The sequence below is a fragment of the Butyricicoccus pullicaecorum DSM 23266 genome (assembly GCF_900167005.1).
In the GTDB taxonomy this organism is placed as follows: Bacteria; Bacillota; Clostridia; order Oscillospirales; family Butyricicoccaceae; genus Butyricicoccus; species Butyricicoccus pullicaecorum.
Map to the genome: position 1 here is coordinate 36,449 of NZ_FUXW01000014.1, position 19,117 is coordinate 55,565.

At 58.5% G+C, this 19,117-nt stretch carries 17 protein-coding genes and 1 tRNA gene; 11 read left to right on the forward strand and 7 right to left on the reverse strand.

Annotated elements, in window-relative coordinates; translation table 11 throughout:
• Positions 1-28 precede the first annotated feature (28 nt).
• A complete protein-coding gene (gene rplT, locus B5D52_RS13630) occupies positions 29-382 on the forward strand; it encodes a 50S ribosomal protein L20 (protein ID WP_016148947.1) in 354 nt (117 codons plus the stop codon).
• Between the two features lie 430 nt (positions 383-812).
• On the opposite strand, the gene trmB is transcribed toward rplT, so the two are convergent.
• Positions 813-1,469: a tRNA (guanosine(46)-N7)-methyltransferase TrmB gene (trmB, locus tag B5D52_RS13635; RefSeq protein WP_016148948.1), complete on the reverse strand. Its 657-nt coding sequence runs from the start codon at positions 1,467-1,469 to the stop codon at positions 813-815.
• 3 nt (positions 1,470-1,472) lie between these two features.
• On the opposite strand from trmB, the gene malQ reads away from it, so the two are divergent.
• Both malQ and B5D52_RS13645 read left to right on the forward strand, forming a co-directional pair.
• Entirely contained in the window at positions 1,473-3,281 is a 1,809-nt protein-coding gene (gene malQ / locus B5D52_RS13640; protein WP_073993850.1) for a 4-alpha-glucanotransferase, read from the forward strand.
• Positions 3,282-3,373: 92 nt separating this feature from the next.
• Positions 3,374-4,600 (forward strand): HAD-IA family hydrolase, encoded by a 1,227-nt coding sequence (locus B5D52_RS13645; protein ID WP_016148950.1) that lies wholly within the window; start codon positions 3,374-3,376, stop codon positions 4,598-4,600.
• Positions 4,601-4,988: 388 nt separating this feature from the next.
• Here B5D52_RS13645 and B5D52_RS13655 read toward each other — a convergent pair whose 3' ends face one another.
• From B5D52_RS13655 to B5D52_RS13670, 4 genes are read right to left on the reverse strand one after another with little or no spacing between them, the layout of a single operon-like run.
• Complete coding sequence (locus B5D52_RS13655) at positions 4,989-5,426, reverse strand: HEPN domain-containing protein (RefSeq protein ID WP_016148952.1); 438 nt, start codon at positions 5,424-5,426, stop codon at positions 4,989-4,991.
• Positions 5,410-5,718 carry a hypothetical protein gene (locus tag B5D52_RS13660; protein WP_016148953.1) on the reverse strand — a complete coding sequence of 103 codons (309 nt, stop codon included), beginning with the start codon at positions 5,716-5,718 and terminating at the stop codon, positions 5,410-5,412. Before B5D52_RS13660 ends, B5D52_RS13655 begins: the two co-directional genes overlap by 17 nt.
• Positions 5,719-5,778: 60 nt before the next feature.
• Complete coding sequence (locus B5D52_RS13665) at positions 5,779-6,489, reverse strand: acyl-[acyl-carrier-protein] thioesterase (RefSeq protein ID WP_016148954.1); 711 nt, start codon at positions 6,487-6,489, stop codon at positions 5,779-5,781.
• 17 nt (positions 6,490-6,506) lie between these two features.
• A complete protein-coding gene (locus tag B5D52_RS13670; RefSeq protein WP_016148955.1) occupies positions 6,507-7,814 on the reverse strand; it encodes a glycoside hydrolase family 10-like protein in 1,308 nt (435 codons plus the stop codon).
• A 218-nt stretch (positions 7,815-8,032) separates the two neighbouring features.
• Here B5D52_RS13670 and B5D52_RS13675 point away from each other — a divergent pair, with 218 nt between their 5' ends.
• The 3 genes from B5D52_RS13675 to B5D52_RS13685 all read left to right on the forward strand — a co-directional run bounded on the left by B5D52_RS13675 (position 8,033) and on the right by B5D52_RS13685 (position 9,737).
• On the forward strand, positions 8,033-8,884 hold the full coding sequence (locus B5D52_RS13675) for a PfkB family carbohydrate kinase (protein WP_016148956.1): 852 nt from the start codon (positions 8,033-8,035) through the stop codon (positions 8,882-8,884).
• Positions 8,847-9,305, forward strand: coding sequence for an NADH-quinone oxidoreductase subunit NuoE family protein (locus B5D52_RS13680; protein ID WP_016148957.1), 459 nt, complete (start codon positions 8,847-8,849; stop codon positions 9,303-9,305). Before B5D52_RS13675 ends, B5D52_RS13680 begins: the two co-directional genes overlap by 38 nt.
• Positions 9,306-9,661: 356 nt before the next feature.
• A tRNA-Gly gene (locus B5D52_RS13685) sits at positions 9,662-9,737 on the forward strand.
• Positions 9,738-10,108: 371 nt separating this feature from the next.
• Here the strand turns inward: B5D52_RS13685 and B5D52_RS13690 are convergent.
• Both B5D52_RS13690 and B5D52_RS13695 read right to left on the reverse strand, forming a co-directional pair.
• Positions 10,109-12,076 carry a YgiQ family radical SAM protein gene (locus B5D52_RS13690; protein WP_016148958.1) on the reverse strand — a complete coding sequence of 656 codons (1,968 nt, stop codon included), beginning with the start codon at positions 12,074-12,076 and terminating at the stop codon, positions 10,109-10,111.
• Positions 12,077-12,094: 18 nt separating this feature from the next.
• The gene (locus B5D52_RS13695; protein ID WP_016148959.1) at positions 12,095-14,017 is read right to left on the reverse strand and encodes an LTA synthase family protein; all 1,923 of its coding nucleotides are present in this window, start codon (positions 14,015-14,017) and stop codon (positions 12,095-12,097) included.
• Positions 14,018-14,312: 295 nt separating this feature from the next.
• Between B5D52_RS13695 and B5D52_RS13700 the strand changes: the two genes are divergently transcribed.
• Genes B5D52_RS13700 through truA form a run of 5 tightly spaced genes read left to right on the forward strand, consistent with a single transcriptional unit; the run spans position 14,313 to position 18,529 of the window.
• The gene (locus B5D52_RS13700) at positions 14,313-15,179 is read left to right on the forward strand and encodes a class I SAM-dependent methyltransferase (protein WP_016148960.1); all 867 of its coding nucleotides are present in this window, start codon (positions 14,313-14,315) and stop codon (positions 15,177-15,179) included.
• Between the two features lie 28 nt (positions 15,180-15,207).
• The gene (locus B5D52_RS13705; protein ID WP_016148961.1) at positions 15,208-16,068 is read left to right on the forward strand and encodes an energy-coupling factor transporter ATPase; all 861 of its coding nucleotides are present in this window, start codon (positions 15,208-15,210) and stop codon (positions 16,066-16,068) included.
• A 17-nt stretch (positions 16,069-16,085) separates the two neighbouring features.
• A complete protein-coding gene (locus B5D52_RS13710; RefSeq protein ID WP_016148962.1) occupies positions 16,086-16,946 on the forward strand; it encodes an energy-coupling factor transporter ATPase in 861 nt (286 codons plus the stop codon).
• A complete protein-coding gene (locus B5D52_RS13715; RefSeq protein ID WP_016148963.1) occupies positions 16,947-17,750 on the forward strand; it encodes an energy-coupling factor transporter transmembrane component T family protein in 804 nt (267 codons plus the stop codon).
• 5 nt (positions 17,751-17,755) lie between these two features.
• The gene (gene truA, locus B5D52_RS13720) at positions 17,756-18,529 is read left to right on the forward strand and encodes a tRNA pseudouridine(38-40) synthase TruA (RefSeq protein WP_040333041.1); all 774 of its coding nucleotides are present in this window, start codon (positions 17,756-17,758) and stop codon (positions 18,527-18,529) included.
• The last annotated feature ends 588 nt before the right edge of the window (positions 18,530-19,117 follow it).

Genomic DNA, 19,117 nt, shown 5'->3' on the forward strand with positions numbered 1-19,117 from the left:
AGAGAATATAACAGGAGGCTAACATACAATGGCAAGAGTTAAGGGCGCGATGATGTCGCGCAAGAGAAGAAAGAAGATTCTGAAGCGTGCCAAGGGCTACTTTGGTGCAAAGTCCACCCATTTTAGAACTGCCAATCAGGCGGTTATGAAGTCGCTGAAGTACGCTTACATTGGCCGTAAGCACAAGAAGCGTGACTTCCGCCGTCTGTGGATCACCCGTATTTCCGCAGCTTGCAAGGCTTGCGACATCAACTACAGCCGTTTCATGAACGGTCTGAAGAAGGCTGGCATCGAGATCAACCGCAAGATGCTGTCCGAGCTGGCTGTAAACGACAGCGCTGCATTCTGCGCACTGGTCGAGAAGGCAAAGGCTGCACTCTAAGTTTCAGAGCGTGAAATAGAAAGAGGACGTGTAAAGCGTCCTCTTTTTTTTGCCCCGATAAACGGAATCCCGCCCCGTGGGCGAAATGAAGCTTTCGCTCAAGCCTTTCTCGAAAGGCTTGCGGGTTCTCAGGGCAGCGCCCTGAGACGCGCTCCGCAGAGCGCGGAATTCCCTTTGATTTTCCCGATCTCCCGCGAGGGAAAATCAACTAAAATAAAAAATAAAAGCGTGCTCCGCAGAGCACGCAATTCTCTGGAAAGACCAACCAGCCGGTTGGTCTTTCCTTTTTGTTTGTTTTGATTGAAACCCGGGGCGGACACCGGGTTTCAAGAGGGGATTCCGTGGCCTGCGGGCCACGGCTCAGGGCTCTGCCCTGAGAACCCGCAGCCTTTGAAAAGGCTGGCGAAACTTTCAATTAGGGGTGCGGTGCTTACTTTAACAAATTCTTTTCGATGCGCTTTCTGGCCTCGACGCGGTAAATCCGATAACCCTGAGCCGAGAATTTTTCCTCGTACTCAGTCATAATATTATCATAATCCGACTTATGCAGGTCGAGCGAGATGTTTTGCAGCAGCCAGCCATTCTGGCACAGCTCACCGAGCGACCACTCGAACAGTCTCTGGTTATCGGTCTTGAAGAAGATCGCGCCTTCCTCTTCCAGAATCTCGTCGTAGACTGCCAGGAACGCACGCCAGGTCAGACGGCGCTTGCGCTGACGGTTGGGCGGCCAGGGGTCGGAGAAGTTCAGGTAAATGAGCGAGACTTCACCGGGGGCAAAGATCTCATTCAGCGCTGCCGCGTCGAAGGACAGGAAGCGCAGGTTGGGCAGCTCCTCTGCGATGGCCTTCTCGGTGGCCATGATGAGCGCACCCTCTTCCTTCTCGATGGCAACAAAGTTGATGTCGGGGTTGCGGCGGGCGGTCTCCAGAATGAATCGACCCTTACCACAGCCGATTTCCAGACGGATGGGGTTGTCGTTGCCGAACTTTTCGCGCCACTTGCCGCGTACTGCACGGGGGTCGGATACCATGACCGAAGCGCATCGTTCAAAGCGCACGTCAAGGTTCTTTTTTTTGCGCATTCTCATGCGTTGCATTCCTCCAAATCGAAGTTTTTTCTGCCATTTATTATATCTTACCGGCGCATTTCTTGGCAAGGTAAAATTGACAGATTTCTGGGTAAACGCTATAATAATACCAGTATTGTCCCATTTCACAAGGTAAGGATGGAAATTTCAATGTCATTTGACCGTTCGAGCGGTGTGCTCATGCACATCACCTCGCTGCCTTCCCCGCATGGTATCGGCACGCTTGGGCAGGCGGCGTTCGATTTCGTTGACTTTCTCCGCGATGCAGGCCAGCGTTATTGGCAGGTTCTGCCGCTTGGGCATACCGGATTTGGTGATTCGCCCTATCAGTGTTACTCGGCAGCGGCAGGCAATCCGCTGATGATCGACCTCGACAAGCTGGTGACAGACGGCATGCTGACCGAAGAGGAGATCGAGGCAGCCGACGAGGACTGGAACCCCGACAAGGTGGACTTTGTCCCGCTGATCGCCGCACGCTATCCGCTTCTGCGACTGGCTTATGCCCGTGCACAGAAGATGCCGCGCGTCATGGAAGCCGTGCAGGCATTCCGCGAGAGCGCAGCCGATTGGATTGAGGATTACACGCTGTTTATGGCGCTCAAGGAAGAGAAGTACGAGGGTGCACCGCTGTGGGAATGGCCGGATGCCGACATCCTGCACCGTGAGCCCGAGGCGCTGGAAGCCGTCCGCGAGGAACTCAAGGACGAGATCGACTTCCGCGTGTTCCTTCAGGCGGTGTTCTTTGCCCAGTGGGCGACGCTGCGAGCCTATGCCGCCCGCGCAGGCGTGCGCATCATCGGTGATATCCCGATCTACGTCTCGCCCGACTCGTCCGACGTCTGGCAGCACCCCGAGCTGTTCAAGGTGGACGCTGATTTTAAGCCCAAGAAGGTCGCAGGCGTACCGCCCGATTACTATTCCGCGACCGGTCAGCTGTGGGGCAATCCGGTTTATGACTGGAAGGCACACGAGAAGACCGGCTACGCATGGTGGATTTGGAGACTCAAGCAGAACGCAGACCTGTTCGACGTCATCCGTATCGACCATTTCCGCGGCTTCGAGTCGTTCTGGGAGGTTGACGCGGACGAAGAGACCGCGATCAACGGCGTATGGCGCAAGGGCCCGGGCATGAAGCTGTTCCGCGCACTGGATGCCGCAGTCCCTGAGCTGCCCATTATCGCGGAAGATCTGGGCGTGATGACCGATAAGGTGCGTGCCCTGCTGCGCAGCACCGGTTTCCCGGGCATGCGCGTGATGATCTTCGCGTTCAATCGCTTTGACGACAACGACCACATGCCGCATAACTACCCGGTAAACTCGATCGTTTACACCTCGACCCACGACTCGCAGTCCATCTGCGAACAGATTCTGGACATCTGCGAGCCCGAGGACGCGGACTTTGCCAAGGCATACATCCGCTGGGACGAGCGCGAGCCGATGGCGTGGTCGGCCATCCGTACGCTCTTTGCCTCGCCCGCATCCATCGCCATGACCACCATGCAGGACCTTTTGAATCTGGGCGCGGACGCACGCATGAACATTCCGTCGACGGTCGGCGGCAACTGGTCGTGGCGTGTGCGCAAGGAGGGCATCAACCGCGATGTCGCAGCCTTCCTGCACCACGTGACCGAGGTCAACCGCCGTTATCATCCGGTACCGGCTGTCTTTGACAGCACCCCGCTGGACGAGGTCGAGGTACAGGCGGTCACGCCGGACATGGACTACGGCGCACGCAAATACTGGACGGACGTGCGTGAGCAGCTGGCGCTGCTGCGCAAGGCGAACGCGTTTTTGACGCGGTTCGAGTCCTGACTGGAAACTACCCCGCATATCTGCCGGAAATCAGGCGCACAGGCGGCCACATCCGTCTGTGCGCTTTTGCCACGAATAATAAGGAGAAGAATATGAGTATCAAAGCAGTGATTTTTGATCTGGACGGTACGCTGCTGGACACCCTGGGTGACCTGACGAGCGCAGTCAATACCGCCCTGCGGCATCACGGATTCCCGCTTTTGACCGAGGAGGACGTATGCAGCCGCGTGGGCAATGGCGTGCGCAAGCTGATCGAGCGCAGCCTGCCGGGGAATGCAGGCAAGGCAATGGTCGACGCATGCCTTGCAGAGTTCCAGAGCGCATACGACGAGCATCTGGTTGAGCGCACCCATCCCTATCAGGGCATGCCGGTGGTCATCGAGGCATTCCGCCGCCGCGGCGTGCGCATGGCCGTGCTGTCCAATAAGTACCACGCAGCAGCCTGCCGTCTGGTCAACCATTACTTCCCGGGCGATATGGCGCTGACCTTCGGCGAGCGTCCGGGCGTACCGCGCAAGCCCGATCCGACTTCTACGCAGGAGGTTATGAGCGTGCTGGGCGTGCAGCCGGACGAGATTCTGTACATCGGTGACAGCGACGTCGACATGCAGACGGCTAAGAAGGCAGGCGTGACCGCAATCGGCGCCCTGTGGGGCTTCCGCGACCGTGCATCCCTTCTGGAAGCTGGCGCAGACCACATCGTCGAGCGTCCCGAAGACCTCATTCAGCTGCTTGACCGCTTGCAGCTCGACGCTGCTATGCATGCCTTTGAGCGCAACGGCTTTACCTGGACGTTCTGCGCGACGGCAGCACAGGCAGCCGACTACATTGTCAGCCAGTGCAAGGGCAAGAAGATCGGCTTCGGCGGTTCTATGACCCTGGACGGCCTGGGCGTGTACGAACAGCTCAAAGACCAGGCCGACGTGCATTGGCACTGGAAGGGCGGCGACCAGCTGCCGAAGGGAGACGTGTTCCTGACCTCTGCGAATGCCCTGTCCGCAACCGGTGAGACCGTTAACATCGACGGCGCGTGCAACCGCATCGCAGCATCGGTACACGGTTTTGATGCGTGCTACGTCGTGTGCGGTATCAATAAACTGGCACCTGACCTCACCAGCGCAATGCGCCGCGCAAGAGAGATCGCCGCACCACTCAATGCAAAGAGACTCAATAAGAGAACGCCGTGCGCGGTCGATGGTAAGTGCCATGATTGCCGCAGCCCCGAGCGTATCTGCCGTGCGATGACTGTTGTGATGGCTCCCCCGACGGGAATGAGTCATTATGAAATTGTGGTTGTCGGCGAGGAGCTGGGTTATTAAGAGAAAGCACCGCACCCCTAATTGAAGCTTTCGCTCAAGCCTTTCTCGAAAGGCTTGCGGGTTCTCAGGGCAGAGCCCTGAGACGCGCTCCGCAGAGCGCGGAATCCCCTTTTTTGATTTTCGCTCTTGCGAAAATCAACTAAAATAAAAAAATAATCGCTCGCCGCAGCGAGCGAAATACTCTTCGCGCACAAAGTGCGCTCATGGAAAAGACCAACCATCCGGTTGGTCTTTCCTTTTTGTTTGGTTTGATTGATTCCCGGGTCGGACACCGGGAATCAAAAGGGTGTTTCGAGCCTGCGGGCTCGACCAGGTTCCACCTGGACGGGCTCAAGGGACTCGTCCCTTGAGAATCCCGTTCTCGCCTGCGGGCGGGATGGGTGCGTCCTTATTTCTTAATCTTATGCGGTCTTCCCTCATCATACAATTCCTGTCGAATCGCCGCGAACATATTCTCCGCCATCGCAAAATACTGTCTGCAAGCATGCTCATCAATCGCGACCGGTAAGTCGGTCGGATAGCGCGTTTCAATGTACAGGTTATTGAGCGCCGCGCTCTCGTCCAGCCATTCGGTGAACATTTCGTCCTGCTGGACGGCCTGACGGCACAGATAGGTGAGGTTATGACCGTCGAAATGCCTTCCGGTCTTGAACAGTAAGTACCCCTTGAGCGCCTTCTCAATGGCCTGCTGACAGTGGAAGGCGATGTTGCAGGTATCGCCGTTCCAGGTCATCAGGATGCGTGCGGCTTGCAGGTCGAGCAGTGCCTTGTCCAGCCATTTGTAGTAGTACAGACTGTCCCGTCCGCCTTTACGCGCCCTGCTCATACAGCACCCGCCCTTTCCGTCGGATCCAGGCAGCATAGCTGGTCTCGTCCTCGGTGAGCGCGTCCCATTCCTGTACGGTGTACAGGGTCAGATTGACCGGAACGTCCGCAACGATGGCCAGATAGAGCGTATGCTGCAAGGCGTGTTTGTCGGTATCGTTGGGCACGATGATGCACACGCTGGCCGCCTTGAGCTTGTCGGTGGACAGGGTGCGCTTTTCGCCATACAGGATGATGGCGAGGGGACGGCAAACGCCTCGAATGGTCTGGGTGATCTCGTCGGGAAATGCCATAGAGAGAAGCCTCCTTTCCGCATCGACCGGTCGGGTCTGACCGGGCTGAAAGTTGTTTTTTTACAGTCGTCCGAACGTGCCTGCGGCTTCGAAGCGGGTCTGACCGTCGGCCTCACCGCGCACGCGGAAGGTGTCGTCTGTGCGCTCGGCGTACAGGGACAGGGTCAGACCGGCAGGGGTTTCGGCGGTGTAGTTAATCTGGAGCGAGCGCACAAAGTCGTGTTCGCTGAGGTCGAGTGCGTCGGACACCAGCGCCGCAATGCGGACGTTGTTCAGGTGACCATTCACGTCCAGATCGGAATACAGGATGGGGTGGGTGTGGTGCAGGGACAGACCGGACACGTCCAGCTTGCCCGGCATGGGCAGCGTCTCACGCGCCTCGCAGGCGTAGTCGGCGGCCTGCGGGACGGTGGTCGGACGGCGGATGCGGTGGGTTTCTGCGTCCAGAATGACCCAGCTGGACATCGCCCGGCCGGCGGGCTGACCGTCGACCGAGAACTCGAACGCGCGCAGCCAGCTTGGACCCTTGATGCCTGCGCACCAGGTGGTGACGCGCAGGGTGTCGTATGGTGCGAGCGGGCGAGTGAACTCGGCGTGCATGCGCGAGAGCACCCACAGTGCGCCGATATCGTCGCGGTCGAGGTGACAGCTGCGTGCGTGTACGGTGGCTGCGTCTTGCATGAAGTCGAAATATGCCGACGGACGCGCGGTACCGCGCCAGTCAATGTGGCTGTATGTCAGTTCGTAATCCTTGTCAAAAATGAGCTGCATGATGCAAAAAAACCTTCTTACTGAATCATAGAGAGCAGGAACTGGGACAGGATGCTGCCGAAGTCCCCAGCGTTAAGCGAACTCGAGCTGCTGCCGCCCGGGTTGGACGGATTGGGCGCGGTGTTCTCGTTGTGCACCGTGCTGTACCAGCTGGTCAGACGGTCGGCCATGCCGGAAACTGCCGGGATGGAGCCGTAGCGGAAAAAGACGCAGCCGCCGACGTTGTCCTTGTTTTCCAGGTATGCCAGACTGTCGAACAGCGGGTCGGTGGTCGTCCAGACGCCGGTCGGATTGTCTGCGCAGCGGTACGCGCCCATACCGATGTACAGATGCACGTCAGAGCCTGCAACGGCATCGTTCCACCAGTCAGCCAGGGTGACAAAGTCGGCCAGCTTGTGACCGATCTCCCAGTAAATCTGGGGGATGATATAGTCGACCAGACCGTTTTCAATCCAGTACAGACTGTCGGCGTAGCTCGAGACATAGTGCTCGCTGCCGTTTGTGTTGGAGCCGCGAGGGTCGGTGGACTTGTTGGCCCAGATGCCCGACGGACTGATGCCGAACTGGATGTCCGGGTCGATGTTGTGGACGGCGGTGTCCAGCTGGGCAACCAGCTGGTTGACGCTGTCGCGGCGGAAGTCCGCGATGTTCGAGAAGCTGCTGCCGTACTTCTGATAGGTGGCAGCGTCGTTAAAATCGGTGCCCGGGTAGAAATAGTCGTCCATGTGCAGACCGTCTACGTCGTAGTTCTGCACGATTTCGACCGCGCCACGGGTCACAAGGTCGCGTACTTCGGGGATACCGGGGTTAAAATAGTAGTTGCCGTCCGAGTACTTGACCACCCAGTCGGGGTTCATCTTGGCCGGGTGGGTGCTGGGCAGAGAATTCCACTCGGTATCCTTGCTGCGGGTAATGCGGTAGGGGTTAATCCACGCGTGCAGCTCCAGACCGCGCTTGTGGGCCGCCTCGACCCAGTATTCGAGCGGATCGAAACCGTCCTGCGGAGCGGTGCCGACCGAACCGGTCAGGTATTTGCTCCACGGGAACAGATCGGACTTGTAGAGCGCATCGCCCGACGGTCTGACCTGTAAAAAGACCGCGTTGAGTCCCCACTTGACGCAGTTGTCCAAAATCTCGTCGGCTTCTGCCTTGAGCTTGTCAGGGTCGGTGGTGGGAGACGAGGGGTAGTCCAGATTGTAAACCGATGACACCCAAACGCCGCGCATTTCCTCGGAAGCCGAGGGCGTACCGGCAGCGAACGCCGGGGTCACAAGGGTGAGCACGCACGCGAGAACGAGTGCGAGCAAACGGAAAGATCGTTTCATAGTACCTCCTAAGATGCCAGGGTCGTGCAGACCGCCCGAAAAGATGAAACCTCGAACGGCCCATGAAAACAAATTACCCGGCACAGCCGGGTGCGGGCTGCGCGGGAAAGCTCTCTTTCATCCTAACATTTTGCCCGGAATTTCGCAAGGGGCTTGACGCAGCTTCTAAAAAATCGTATGCTGGAAAGAAAGCAAATACCCGGAAAAGAAGGGATAAAATGGAACAAAAAAAGGCACTTGCCCTGCATGACCTGTCGGCCGTCGGACGGGCGGGACTGACGCAGGCGATGAGCGCGCTGACCGCAATGGGTCACCAGTGCATTCCCCTGCCGACCGCGGTCTACTCCTCGCACGCGGGCATTCCCGGCTTTGTGACACAGGACTTGACCGACTGGCTTTCGGGCGCACTCGGACAGTACGAGGCGCTGGGACTGCGCTTTGACGCGGTACTGAGCGGCTTTCTGAGCGCACCGGCACAGGTGGAGTGCGTGCGGCGTGCCGCGGCATGCAAACAGCCGAATGGTATCCTGCTGGTCGACCCGGTCATGGGCGACAACGGCAAATTATATAAGATCTGCACCCCGGAACTGGTCGATAGCCTGCGGCAGCTGTGCCACATGGCCGACTATATCACCCCGAACGTCACCGAGGCGGCCGTCTTGCTGGACTTGCCGGCGGATACAACCCCGGAGAGCATGACCGAGGCCGAGGACTGGGTGCATAGATTGTGTGAGCGGTACGAGACGCGCACGGTACTGACCGGACTTGGAGACGAGACGACGGTTTTCACCCTGTGCGGTCAGGACGATACCGTCCAGACCGTGACCAATCCCAAAATTGGGGCATACTATCCGGGCACGGGCGATCTGTTCGCCGCCGTGCTCACCGGTTCCCTTCTGCGCGGGGATTTGCTCAGAGACGCAGCCAGCTGCGCGGCGAACTTCGTGTGCGCGTGCATCCGCGCAACCGCACAGATGGACAGCCAGCCGCAGTGGGGCGTGATCTTGGAACCACAACTTTGGAGGTTGTACGATGAAGGAAACTTTACAGGAAATCGCACTGTACTATAAAAACCAAGGCGCACCGAGCGACCAGTCCGCACTTTTGAGCTGCCTGCGCGAAGCACAGCAGGCCTGCGGCGGTATGCTGGACGCTGCCGCACAACAGGAGATCGGCGCAGTGCTGGGTGTCAAACCCACCTACTTGCAGGCCGTGGCAAAACGTATCTCGGATTTGAAGTTGTCGGGTGCAAGCCATACCCTAACCGTGTGCCAGGGCGTGAATTGCAGCCGGGAGGGCAAAAGCATCCATCGATATCTGGAAGATGAACTGGGCGCAAAACCCGGAAAGACGTTTTTGGGCGGAAAGTGGATGTATCAGACGGTCGGCTGCCAGCGCGCATGCCGCACGGCGCCGAACGTCCGCGTGGATGGTCAGCTTATGACCGGAATGACCTTGGAACGACTTAAAGAAATCTTGCAGAAGGGTTAAACCACCGTGTATACTCCCGCCCGCAGGCGAAAACGGGTCCGGGCCTGAGGCCCGGCGCGGTCCAGCCGCGCAGGCTGGCCGCCGTCCGCAGACGGCGGAATCCCCTTTGATTCCCGGTGTCCGCCCCGGGAATCAATAAACTCTCGTTTTAATCGCTCGCCGCAGCGAGCGAAATTCCTTTGCGCACAAAGTGCGCTCATAGAAACCAACCCACCGGATTGGTTTCTTTTTTATCTCTCCAATCACCCCCTTCCCCACCCCAAAAATATTTTTTAAAAAACTTGAAAATTTATGTTGACATTCCCCGGAAACGCTGATATAATAAACATCGTTCCGAGCGAACAACACAGAGAAATGCGGATGTAGCTCATCTGGTAGAGCGCCACCTTGCCAAGGTGGAGGTAGCGAGTTCGAGCCTCGTCATCCGCTCCAAATCAAAGACCACTCTGAAAAGAGTGGTCTTTTTCGTTTTGTCCGGGAGTTAGCTCAGATTGTTTTTTTGAGACGCGGCGGAGGTTTTCCGGGAAGAGCGCCAGCGACGATCCGGACAGCGGCGCAAGCCGCAAAAAAAAGACCCGATCCAGCGGGTCGGGTCTTATGAGCGCGCTTTGCGCGCCGGGTATTGCGCATCCTGCGGGATGCGCTTTTTCATTATTTTTTAGTTGATTTTCCCTCGCGGGGGATCGGGAAAATCAAAAAGGGGGTTTCGCGTCCTGCGGGACGCGACTCAGGGCTCTGCCCTGAGAACCCGCAGCCTTTCGAGAAAGGCTGGCGAAAGCTTCATTTTTGGGTGCGGTGGTGAATTAGCCTTTGCGTTTCTTACCCTTTTTCGGGCCGATGCCGGCGAGCGGGTTTGTGGGCTTTCCGCCGTGTTTGGGCGGACGAGTGGGACGATTCGCTTGCTTTCCGCGATGTTCACCTTTACCGTTCTTCTTCTGACCCTGTTTTGCGCTCGGTTTCTCCCAATGTTCGCCCGGCTTAGGACGAATCAAGCATTCCTTACCAAAGCCTACCAAATCCTCGCGACCGGCTTTTCGCAGTGCTGCGACGATGAGCGGGCGTTTTTCCGGCTTACGCCACTGCAAAAGTGCGCGCTGCATGGCCTTTTCCTCGGGGGTCTTGGCGACATAGACCGGCTTCATAGTTCTAGGGTCGATCTCGGTGTAGTACATCGCGGTCGAGAGCGTGCCGGGGGTGGGGTAGAAATCCTGCACCTGCTGAGGCATATAGCCGACCTTATTCAGATAACAAGCCATCTGGATGGCATCGTCCAGCGTTGCACCGGGGTGGGAGGACATGAGATAGGGCACGAGATACTGTTTTTTGCCCAGCTTTTCATTGATACGGGCGTAGCGCTCGCGGAACTTCTCATATACAGAGAATGAAGGTTTACCCATATAATACAGAGCGTTATCACTCATGTGCTCGGGTGCGACCTTGAGCTGACCGGAGATATGGTGCTTGACCAGTTCGAGGAAGAACTCGTCATTGTCGTCGGCCATCATATAATCGTAGCGCAGGCCGGAGCGCACAAAGACCTTCTTGACGCCGGGCACCTGACGCAGTTTGCGCAGCAGGGTGAGGTAATCGCGGTGATCGGCTTCGAGGTTGTCGCACGCCTTGGGGAACAGGCAGCGCTTATTCATGCACAGACCGTGTTTTTCCTGATGGTGGCAGGACGGGAAGCGGAAGTTCGCCGTCGGGCCGCCGACGTCGTGGATATAGCCCTTGAAGTCGGGGTGCTGGGCGATCTGCTCGGCCTCGCGGACGACCGAGTCATGCGAGCGCGCCGAGATATAGCGTCCCTGATGGAAGGCCAGCGCGCAGAAGTTGCACGCGCCGAAGCAGCCGCGGTTGTGGATGATGGAGAACTGCACTTCCTGAATGGCAGGCACACCGCCGACCGCGTCATAAGACGGGTGATAGGTGCGGGCGAAGGGCAGCGCATAGACCTTGTCCATCTCCTCGGTGGTGAGGGGCTTGGACGGCGGGTTTTGAATGAGAACGCGCTTGCCGTGCGCCTGGGTGATGGCCTTACCGCGCACGTGGTCGGCCTGATCGTACTGAATCTTGACCGATCGTGCGTAATCTTCCTTACTCTCGCACACCTGCTCGTAGGACGGGCACTCGACCGCCGGGAAGGGCACATCGGACGCATCGGGGGCGAAGTACGCCATGCCGCGGATGTCGCGCACCGCGTCAATGCCGTGCTTACCGGCCTTGAGGTTCTTGGCCAGCTCGACGACCGAGCGCTCGCTCATGCCGTACATGAGCGCGTCCGCGCCCGAGGAGGACAGCACCGAGGGCATAACCTGATCGCTCCAGTAGTCATAGTGCGCGAAGCGGCGCAGGCTGGCTTCCAGACCGCCGATGTAGATGGGTGTATCGGGGAACGCGCGGCGCGCGAGCATGGAATAGACGGTCACGGCGCGGTCGGGACGCTTGCCGCCCACGCCGCCCGGGGTGTAAGCGTCGTCGTGACGGCGCTTTTTGGCTGCGGTGTAATGCGCGACCATCGAGTCGATGTTGCCGGCGTTGATGAGCACGGCGTAGCGCGGACGACCCATTTCGATGAAGTCGTGCTCGTCGCGGAAGTCGGGCTGGGACAGGATGGCGACGCGGAAACCGGCGTCTTCCAGCACGCGCGAGATGATGGCCGTGCCGAAGGACGGATGGTCAATGTATGCGTCACCGGTCACCAGCAGAAAATCACAGTAATACCACCCGCGGGCTTCCATATCCGCCCGTGAGATGGGAAGAAATTCGTTCATAGATACTCCTTGTCTTGGTCAGTTGTTGAATTTGACGCGGTTTCTCAGATAATAGCTCAGATTCACGTAATCCTGCCATTCATCAGTCAGCGACTCGGGCAGGGTGTCGGACATGCGGTTGTTGTACAGGTACACGCCGTGACTGCTGGCCACGGTCAGACCGCTGTCTAGCAGCGGTTTGGTGACCTGGGTGAGCGCCGGGCCTTCCCAGCCGCACAGATCGAAGAAATGCGCCATGAGGAAAGCAGGGCTGAGGTCGGGGCCTTCGCCGACAAAGTCAAAGCCCAGGACTTCCTTTGCCGCATCGTTTGCCCAGATGAGGTAGCGCGTGCCGTAGTAGTTTTCAAAACCTTCCTTGGTGTCGAGGTCGAAGTTGACGCCGAGTTCCTCATATACACTGTTTCCGTCACCCAGCCACGGGTTATGGTCGCCGTAGACCATCAGCACCACCGGCTCGTCCAGCTTTTCCAGCTTCTTTTTGAGCTTAACCAGCTGCTGACCGGTTTTTTCGATGCCGCCCAGATAGTTATTTAAGATGTAATAGGAATCGTCCGAGTATACGCCCTTGGGCACGAACTCGCCGTAGCGCAGCCAGCCGATCGGATAGGGGCCGTGGTTCTGGTAGGTGACGTTAAAGGAGAACACCGGTTTTCCCTGCTCCATGTCCTCGAGGAGCAGGTCGTAGATCTCGGGCATGAGCACATCGTCCTTGGCGATTTCGCCGTCGGTGATGTCGGCATAGTGGTTTTCCAAAAAGTAGTAGTTGTCAAATCCCAGATAGCGGTTGATGTTTTTGCGGTTGTAGAACCAGTCGTTGGACGGATGGCTGCCGTCGGTGATGTAGCCCTGATCGCCAAAGTAGCGGGCGTATGACCAGATATCGTGGCGCAGGTTGCCGAAGTCGGTCATGCCGGTGACGTGACCGCGCTCGGTGTCCACCGTGCCGGCGGCAAAGATGTTGGTGATGAGTCTGCCCGAGTAGCTGATCTTTTCCAGATCGTTCCACGGCTTGTACGGACTCTTTTTGTCTTCGCGCAGCTCGATATCGGCAAACTGGGTCAGGTCGTTGAAGCCCTCAAGCATGATGGACACGACATTGACCTTCTGGTTCTCCGGAATGTCGGCATCGGGGTGCGCCTCGAGCACAGCCTGTGCATCGGCATCCTTGTAGCCCTCGGGCTTGCCCTCGACCGCGTCGGGCAGACTGTGCAGGAAGGGATAGACAAAGCCCTTGGACAGATAGACCTGGGTGGCCGACCACTGGTTGATATTGTCCTCGTTCTGCGTCCACTGGTTCCAGGCGGTCTTGGTCATCGGGCCGCCGGTGCAGAACAGCCAGACCATGCCGACGAGCAGGCCGAGCGTAATCAGACCGCCTGCCGTGCGGCCTTTCCAGGTGCGTGCCGGATTGGCGCGGCAGATGACGGCCAGAATGAGCACGGACAGGGCAAATGCGCCGACGGCCAAAAAGACCTCAGCGCCGATGGCCGAAATATAGTTGTTTGCCATGTTCAGACCCTCGGCGGCAAGCCCTAAGTCGGCAGCGGTCAGCGGGTCGTCGCGGAATATAATTTTGAAGTGGTCGGCGACCGACAGCACGGTGATGACACCGCCACCGAGCGCGACCGATAGCCATGCCCGTCCGAGCACGAACCATAAAAACAGGATGAGCAGGACGGGCGGGGTGAGATTGAGCCAAAGGATGGCGGGATGGTCAAAGTAGCTCTGGAACATGTCCGCGCCGTAGGAGCCGGGCGCCAGACGCAGACTGCACAGACCGATGGCCAGACCAGAGAGCACAAGACCCAATAGAGTCAGCCAGCGGAAGCGCCACAGCCGGAACACGCCGCCGGAGCGTCTCCGACCGGTGTAGCGTGCGCCCATAAATCCCCGCCCGCGCGGGCGGAAACTGACAAAGCGCACTTTGCGGTATTTTTTCATGCGTATTTTCCTCGTGATGGTGCGCGTGGCGCACGTCGTTTTTTCTACATTATACGAGGATTTGTGCGATCTTGCAACCAGTAATCGCGGAAAACCAGCATTTTACGCGGGGAGCACTGGTTTTTTTGCCCGAAAACAGTGCTGTCCCGGACGTGCTTTTTGTCTTGGGTTGGAATTGCGCGGAAAAGAGAATGGTGTTACAATGTAATGAGTTGTATTTGTATCAAAACGATGGATAACGCCGCGCAAAGTTCGGCGAAAAAAGACAGAATACCGACGGAGGTTTCATAAATCTATGTGGATTGCAAACGAGTGGACGGACTACGAGGTACTGGACTGCGGCGGCGGGGAAAAGCTCGAGCGCTGGGGTGACAAACTCTTGCAGCGTCCCGACCCCCAGGCCATCTGGCCGCGCACCGAGGAAGACCGGTTCTGGAACCGCGCAAACGCGGTCTATCATCGCTCGTCTTCGGGCGGCGGTAAGTGGGAGATTCGCCGCCTGCCCGAGCAGTGGGCGATCTCGTATAAGGAGCTGACCTTCCAGCTCAAGCCCATGGCGTTCAAGCACACCGGCCTGTTCCCCGAGCAGGCGGTCAACTGGAATTTTATTATGGAACAGGTCCGCGGCGCAGGTCGTCCGGTCAATGTTCTGAACATCTTCGCCTACACCGGCGGTGCCACCCTTGCGGCAGCCGCTGCGGGCGCGTCGGTCTGCCACGTCGACGCGTCCAAGGGCATGACCCAGTGGGCGCGTGAGAACGCGGCCTCGTCCGGTCTGGAGGGTCGTCCGATCCGCTGGATTGTGGACGACTGCAAAAAGTTCGTCCAGCGCGAAATCCGACGCGGACGCAAGTATGATGCCATCATTATGGACCCGCCGAGCTATGGCCGCGGCCCGGGTGGCGAGACCTGGAAGATCGAGGAGGACGTCGCGGACTTTGTTGCACTGACCATGCAGCTCTTGTCCGACCATCCGCTCTTCGTGCTCATTTCCAGCTACTCGACCGGTCTTGCACCGTCGGTCATGGCCTACCTGCTGGGCACGACCGCGGTCGCTCGTCATCCCGGACGGGTGGAAGCGCAGGAGATCGGCCTGCCGGTCACCTCGACCGGCCTTGTCCTGCCCTGCGGCTCGTCGGCGCGCTACATCGCTGCGCGATAATTCACTGTAACGAGGAGGAATCCCCTCTATGTCTGAAATCATCAAAACCGAGGCGCTTCGGTACGTCTACCAGACCGCCGAGGGCGGCCAGAAGGTCGCACTCGATGGGGTCGACCTGTCCATCGCCCGCGGCGAGTTCGTCGCCGTGCTCGGACACAACGGCTCGGGCAAATCCACCCTGGCCAGCCACTTTAACGGCATCCGCCTGCCCACCGGCGGCGCGGTCTACGTCGACTCCATGGACACCCGCGACCCGAACCGCCTGTACGATATCCGCAAGACCTGCGCCATGGTCTTCCAGAACCCGGACAACCAGATCGTTGCAACCGTCGTGGAGGAAGACGTCGCCTTTGCGCTGGAAAACCTCGGCATCCCGCCCGACGAGATTCGCCGCCGGGTCGATGACGCACTCAAGGCCGTCGGCATGTATGAATTCCGCCGCCACGCACCGCATAAGCTGTCGGGCGGACAGAAACAGCGTGTCGCCATCGCCGGTGTCATCGCTATGATGCCGCGCTGCGTCATCTTCGACGAACCCACCGCCATGCTCGACCCGTCCGGCCGCAAGGAGGTCATGCGGGTCATCCGGGACTTAAATTCCCGTCTGGGCATCACGGTCGTGCTCATCACCCACCACATGGACGAGGCCGTCCAGGCCGGACGCGTGATCGTCATGCACGCCGGCAAGGTGCTCATGCAGGGCACCCCGCGTGAGATCTTCACTCAGGTGGACGCGCTGCGCGAGGCCAGCCTGACCGTGCCCCAGACCATCGAGGTACTCTTTGACCTCAACAATCAGATCGGTTCCGATCTGCCCATCGATGCGCTGACCGTAGACGAGTGCGCGGATATCCTCGAAGGCTATCTGCGCCCGACCGCAGCCAACTGAGGAGCGAGAAAAAACCCATGTCTTACATTTTAGAAACGAGAGACCTGACCCAGGTTTACGGCGCAGGTACTCCCTTTGAGCGCACCGCGCTCGATCATGTCAATATTCAGGTGGAAAAGGGCGAGATTCTGGGTGTCATCGGACATACCGGCTCGGGTAAGTCCACCCTCATCCAGCACTTTAACGGTCTTTTAAAGCCCACCTCGGGCGAAGTCCTGCTGTCCGGTCACTCGATCTGGGACGCAAAGGGCAAGTGCGACCGCAAGACCCGCTTTGCCGTCGGTCTGGTCTTCCAGTACCCCGAGTACCAGCTCTTTGAGGAGACCATCGCCAAGGATATCGCCTTCGGCCCGCAGAATATGGGCCTGTCGGCGACCGAGGTGGAAAAGCGCGTGCGCGAGGCCATGGACTTTGTCGGCCTCGACCCTGCCCTTGCCAATCATTCACCGTTCGCCCTGTCGGGCGGCCAGAAGCGCCGCGTTGCGATTGCAGGCGTGATCGCCATGCGTCCGCAGGTGCTCATTCTGGACGAGCCGACCGCAGGCCTTGACCCGGCCGGACGCGATGAGATTCTGGCACAAATTCAGGACTATCATGCGCGTTCGGGCGCGACCATTCTGATCGTGTCGCACTCGATGGAGGATATTGCCCGCATGGCCGACCGTCTGCTGGTCATGAACCGCGCACATGTCATGCTGTGCGGCACACCGCGCGAGGTGTTCGCCCACGCCGACGAGATCGCCCGCGCCGGTCTGGACATTCCCGAGATCACCAAGGTCATCCGGGAGCTGAACCGCCGCGGCATCGAGCTCGACCCGTCCATCTACACCGTTGAGGACGCAGTCCGCGCCATCCGTGCGTATAAGGAGGGAAAATAAATGCTCAGAGATATTACCATCGGCCAGTATTTTCCCGGAACCAGTGTCGTCCACCGCACCGACCCGCGCCTGAAGCTCGTTCTGGTCATCGCCATGATTGTGACCCTGTTTTTGGCTTCCGGCCCGGTGTCCTATGCCCTTTTGGCACTCTATATCCTGTCCGTCATCAAAATTTCGGGCATCCAGCCGAAAATGGTCGTGCGCGGCCTCAAACCGGTCGTGTTTATCGTGGCCTTTACCGCACTTTTAAACCTGTTCTACACCCCAGGCACCGAACTTTGGAGCTTTGGCATCCTGCATATCACCGATCAGGGCATCCGCGTGGCCATTTTGATGGTCGTGCGCATCCTGCTGCTCATCATCGGCACGTCCATGCTGACCTATACCACCTCGCCCATCGAGCTGACCGACGGTCTGGAAATGCTGCTGTCGCCGTTTAAGAAGGTGCACCTGCCCGTGCACGAGCTGGCGATGATGATGTCCATTGCCCTGCGCTTTATCCCGACCCTCATCGAGGAGACCGAGAAGATCATCGCGGCGCAGAAGGCTCGCGGTGCGGATTTCGAGTCCGGTAACCTTGTCCAGCGCGCCCGCGCTATGGTGCCCATCCTTGTCCCGCTCTTTATCTCGGCGTTCCGCCGTGCTGACGAGCTGGCCATCGCGATGGAATGCCGCCTGTACCGCGGCGACGTGGGTCGTACCCGCATGAAGCAGATGAAGTTCGGCGCGGTCGACGCACTCACCGGTACGGTGTCGGTCATCGTATTCGCTGCCGTCATCGTCCTCGGACGCTTCGGATGGTGAACCGTATGAATATCGCACTTTCCCTGTCCTACGTCGGTACCCAGTACCACGGCTGGCAGGTGCAGAAAAACGGCGCGTCCATTCAGGAGACCGTCACAAACGCTATCAATAAATTGCTCGGCTGCGATACCTATTTGTCGGGTGTCGGACGCACCGACGCAGGTGTCCACGCGAGAAGATACGTCGCAAACTTCAAAGCCGACTGCCGCATTCCGCTCGACCGCCTGCCCCTCGCACTCGGCGCACAGCTGCCCGAGGATATCGCGGTCAATGGCGCGGTGCAGGTGCCGGACGACTTCGACGCACGGTTCGACTGCACCAAAAAAGAATACGCCTATTACGTCTACCCTTCCAAAATGCGCGACCCGTTTTTGACCGACCGCGCCTATCGCTATTCCTATCCGCTCGATGCCGAACGGATGCAGAAGGGCGCACAGTTTTTCGTCGGAAAACATGACTTTAACGCCGTCCGCTCGGTCGGTACTCCGGTCAAATCGACCGTTCGTACCATTTTCTGGTGCGAAGTTGACCAGAATAACGACGGCCTCATCCGCATTCGTGTGTGCGGTGACGGATTCTTGTATAATATGGTGCGCGCCATCTCGGGAACGCTGCTCTATGTCGGCAGCGGAAAGTTTGAACCCGAGGACGTTGCCCGGATTCTGGAATCCTGTGACCGCGAGGAGGCAGGCCCGACCCTGCCCGCGTGTGGTTTGTTTATGAATCGACTGTGGTACGATCATACCCCGGAACTTGACGTATTTCGCCTGAGCGAATAAAGCGGAACAAAATTGAAGCTTTCGCCAGCCTTTCTCGAAAGGCTGCGGGTTCTCAGGGCAGCGCCCTGAGTCGCCATCCGCAGATGGCGAAATCCCCTTTTGAAACCCGGGGTTCGGCCCGGGTTTCAACCAAAAATAATTTCCAGCGCCGCCCGCAGGCGGCAAGACTCCCCTGCGGCCAAAGGCCGCTCATGAAAACCAACCTGCGGATTGGTTTTCAGTTTTGCGGCTGCGCCGCACCCCGTTCTCCGTTCATGGCTTGGCCGAGCAAGTCGGCCACAGCCTTACGGGAAAATACCCCACCGGGGTATTTTCTGATTCCGCAAGGCCCCTTGGAAGGGGAACGAAGGCCAAAGGATGGACAACCTACGGTTTGCCTCCATCGCTAAAAAATATTCCACCGGAATATTTTTTACGGTACGCTCGAAAATCGCGTACCGCCGCTCACCTCGAGCGCACACGCCTGCGGCGTATTTTAAGGCGCGCTCTCGTCCCTTTGGGAACCCGTCTTCCTTCCTCGTCAGGGTTACTGTGTGCCGCCGACAGGGTGGGAAAGTACGAACGCCGCACGGCGGATGCGTGCCGTCC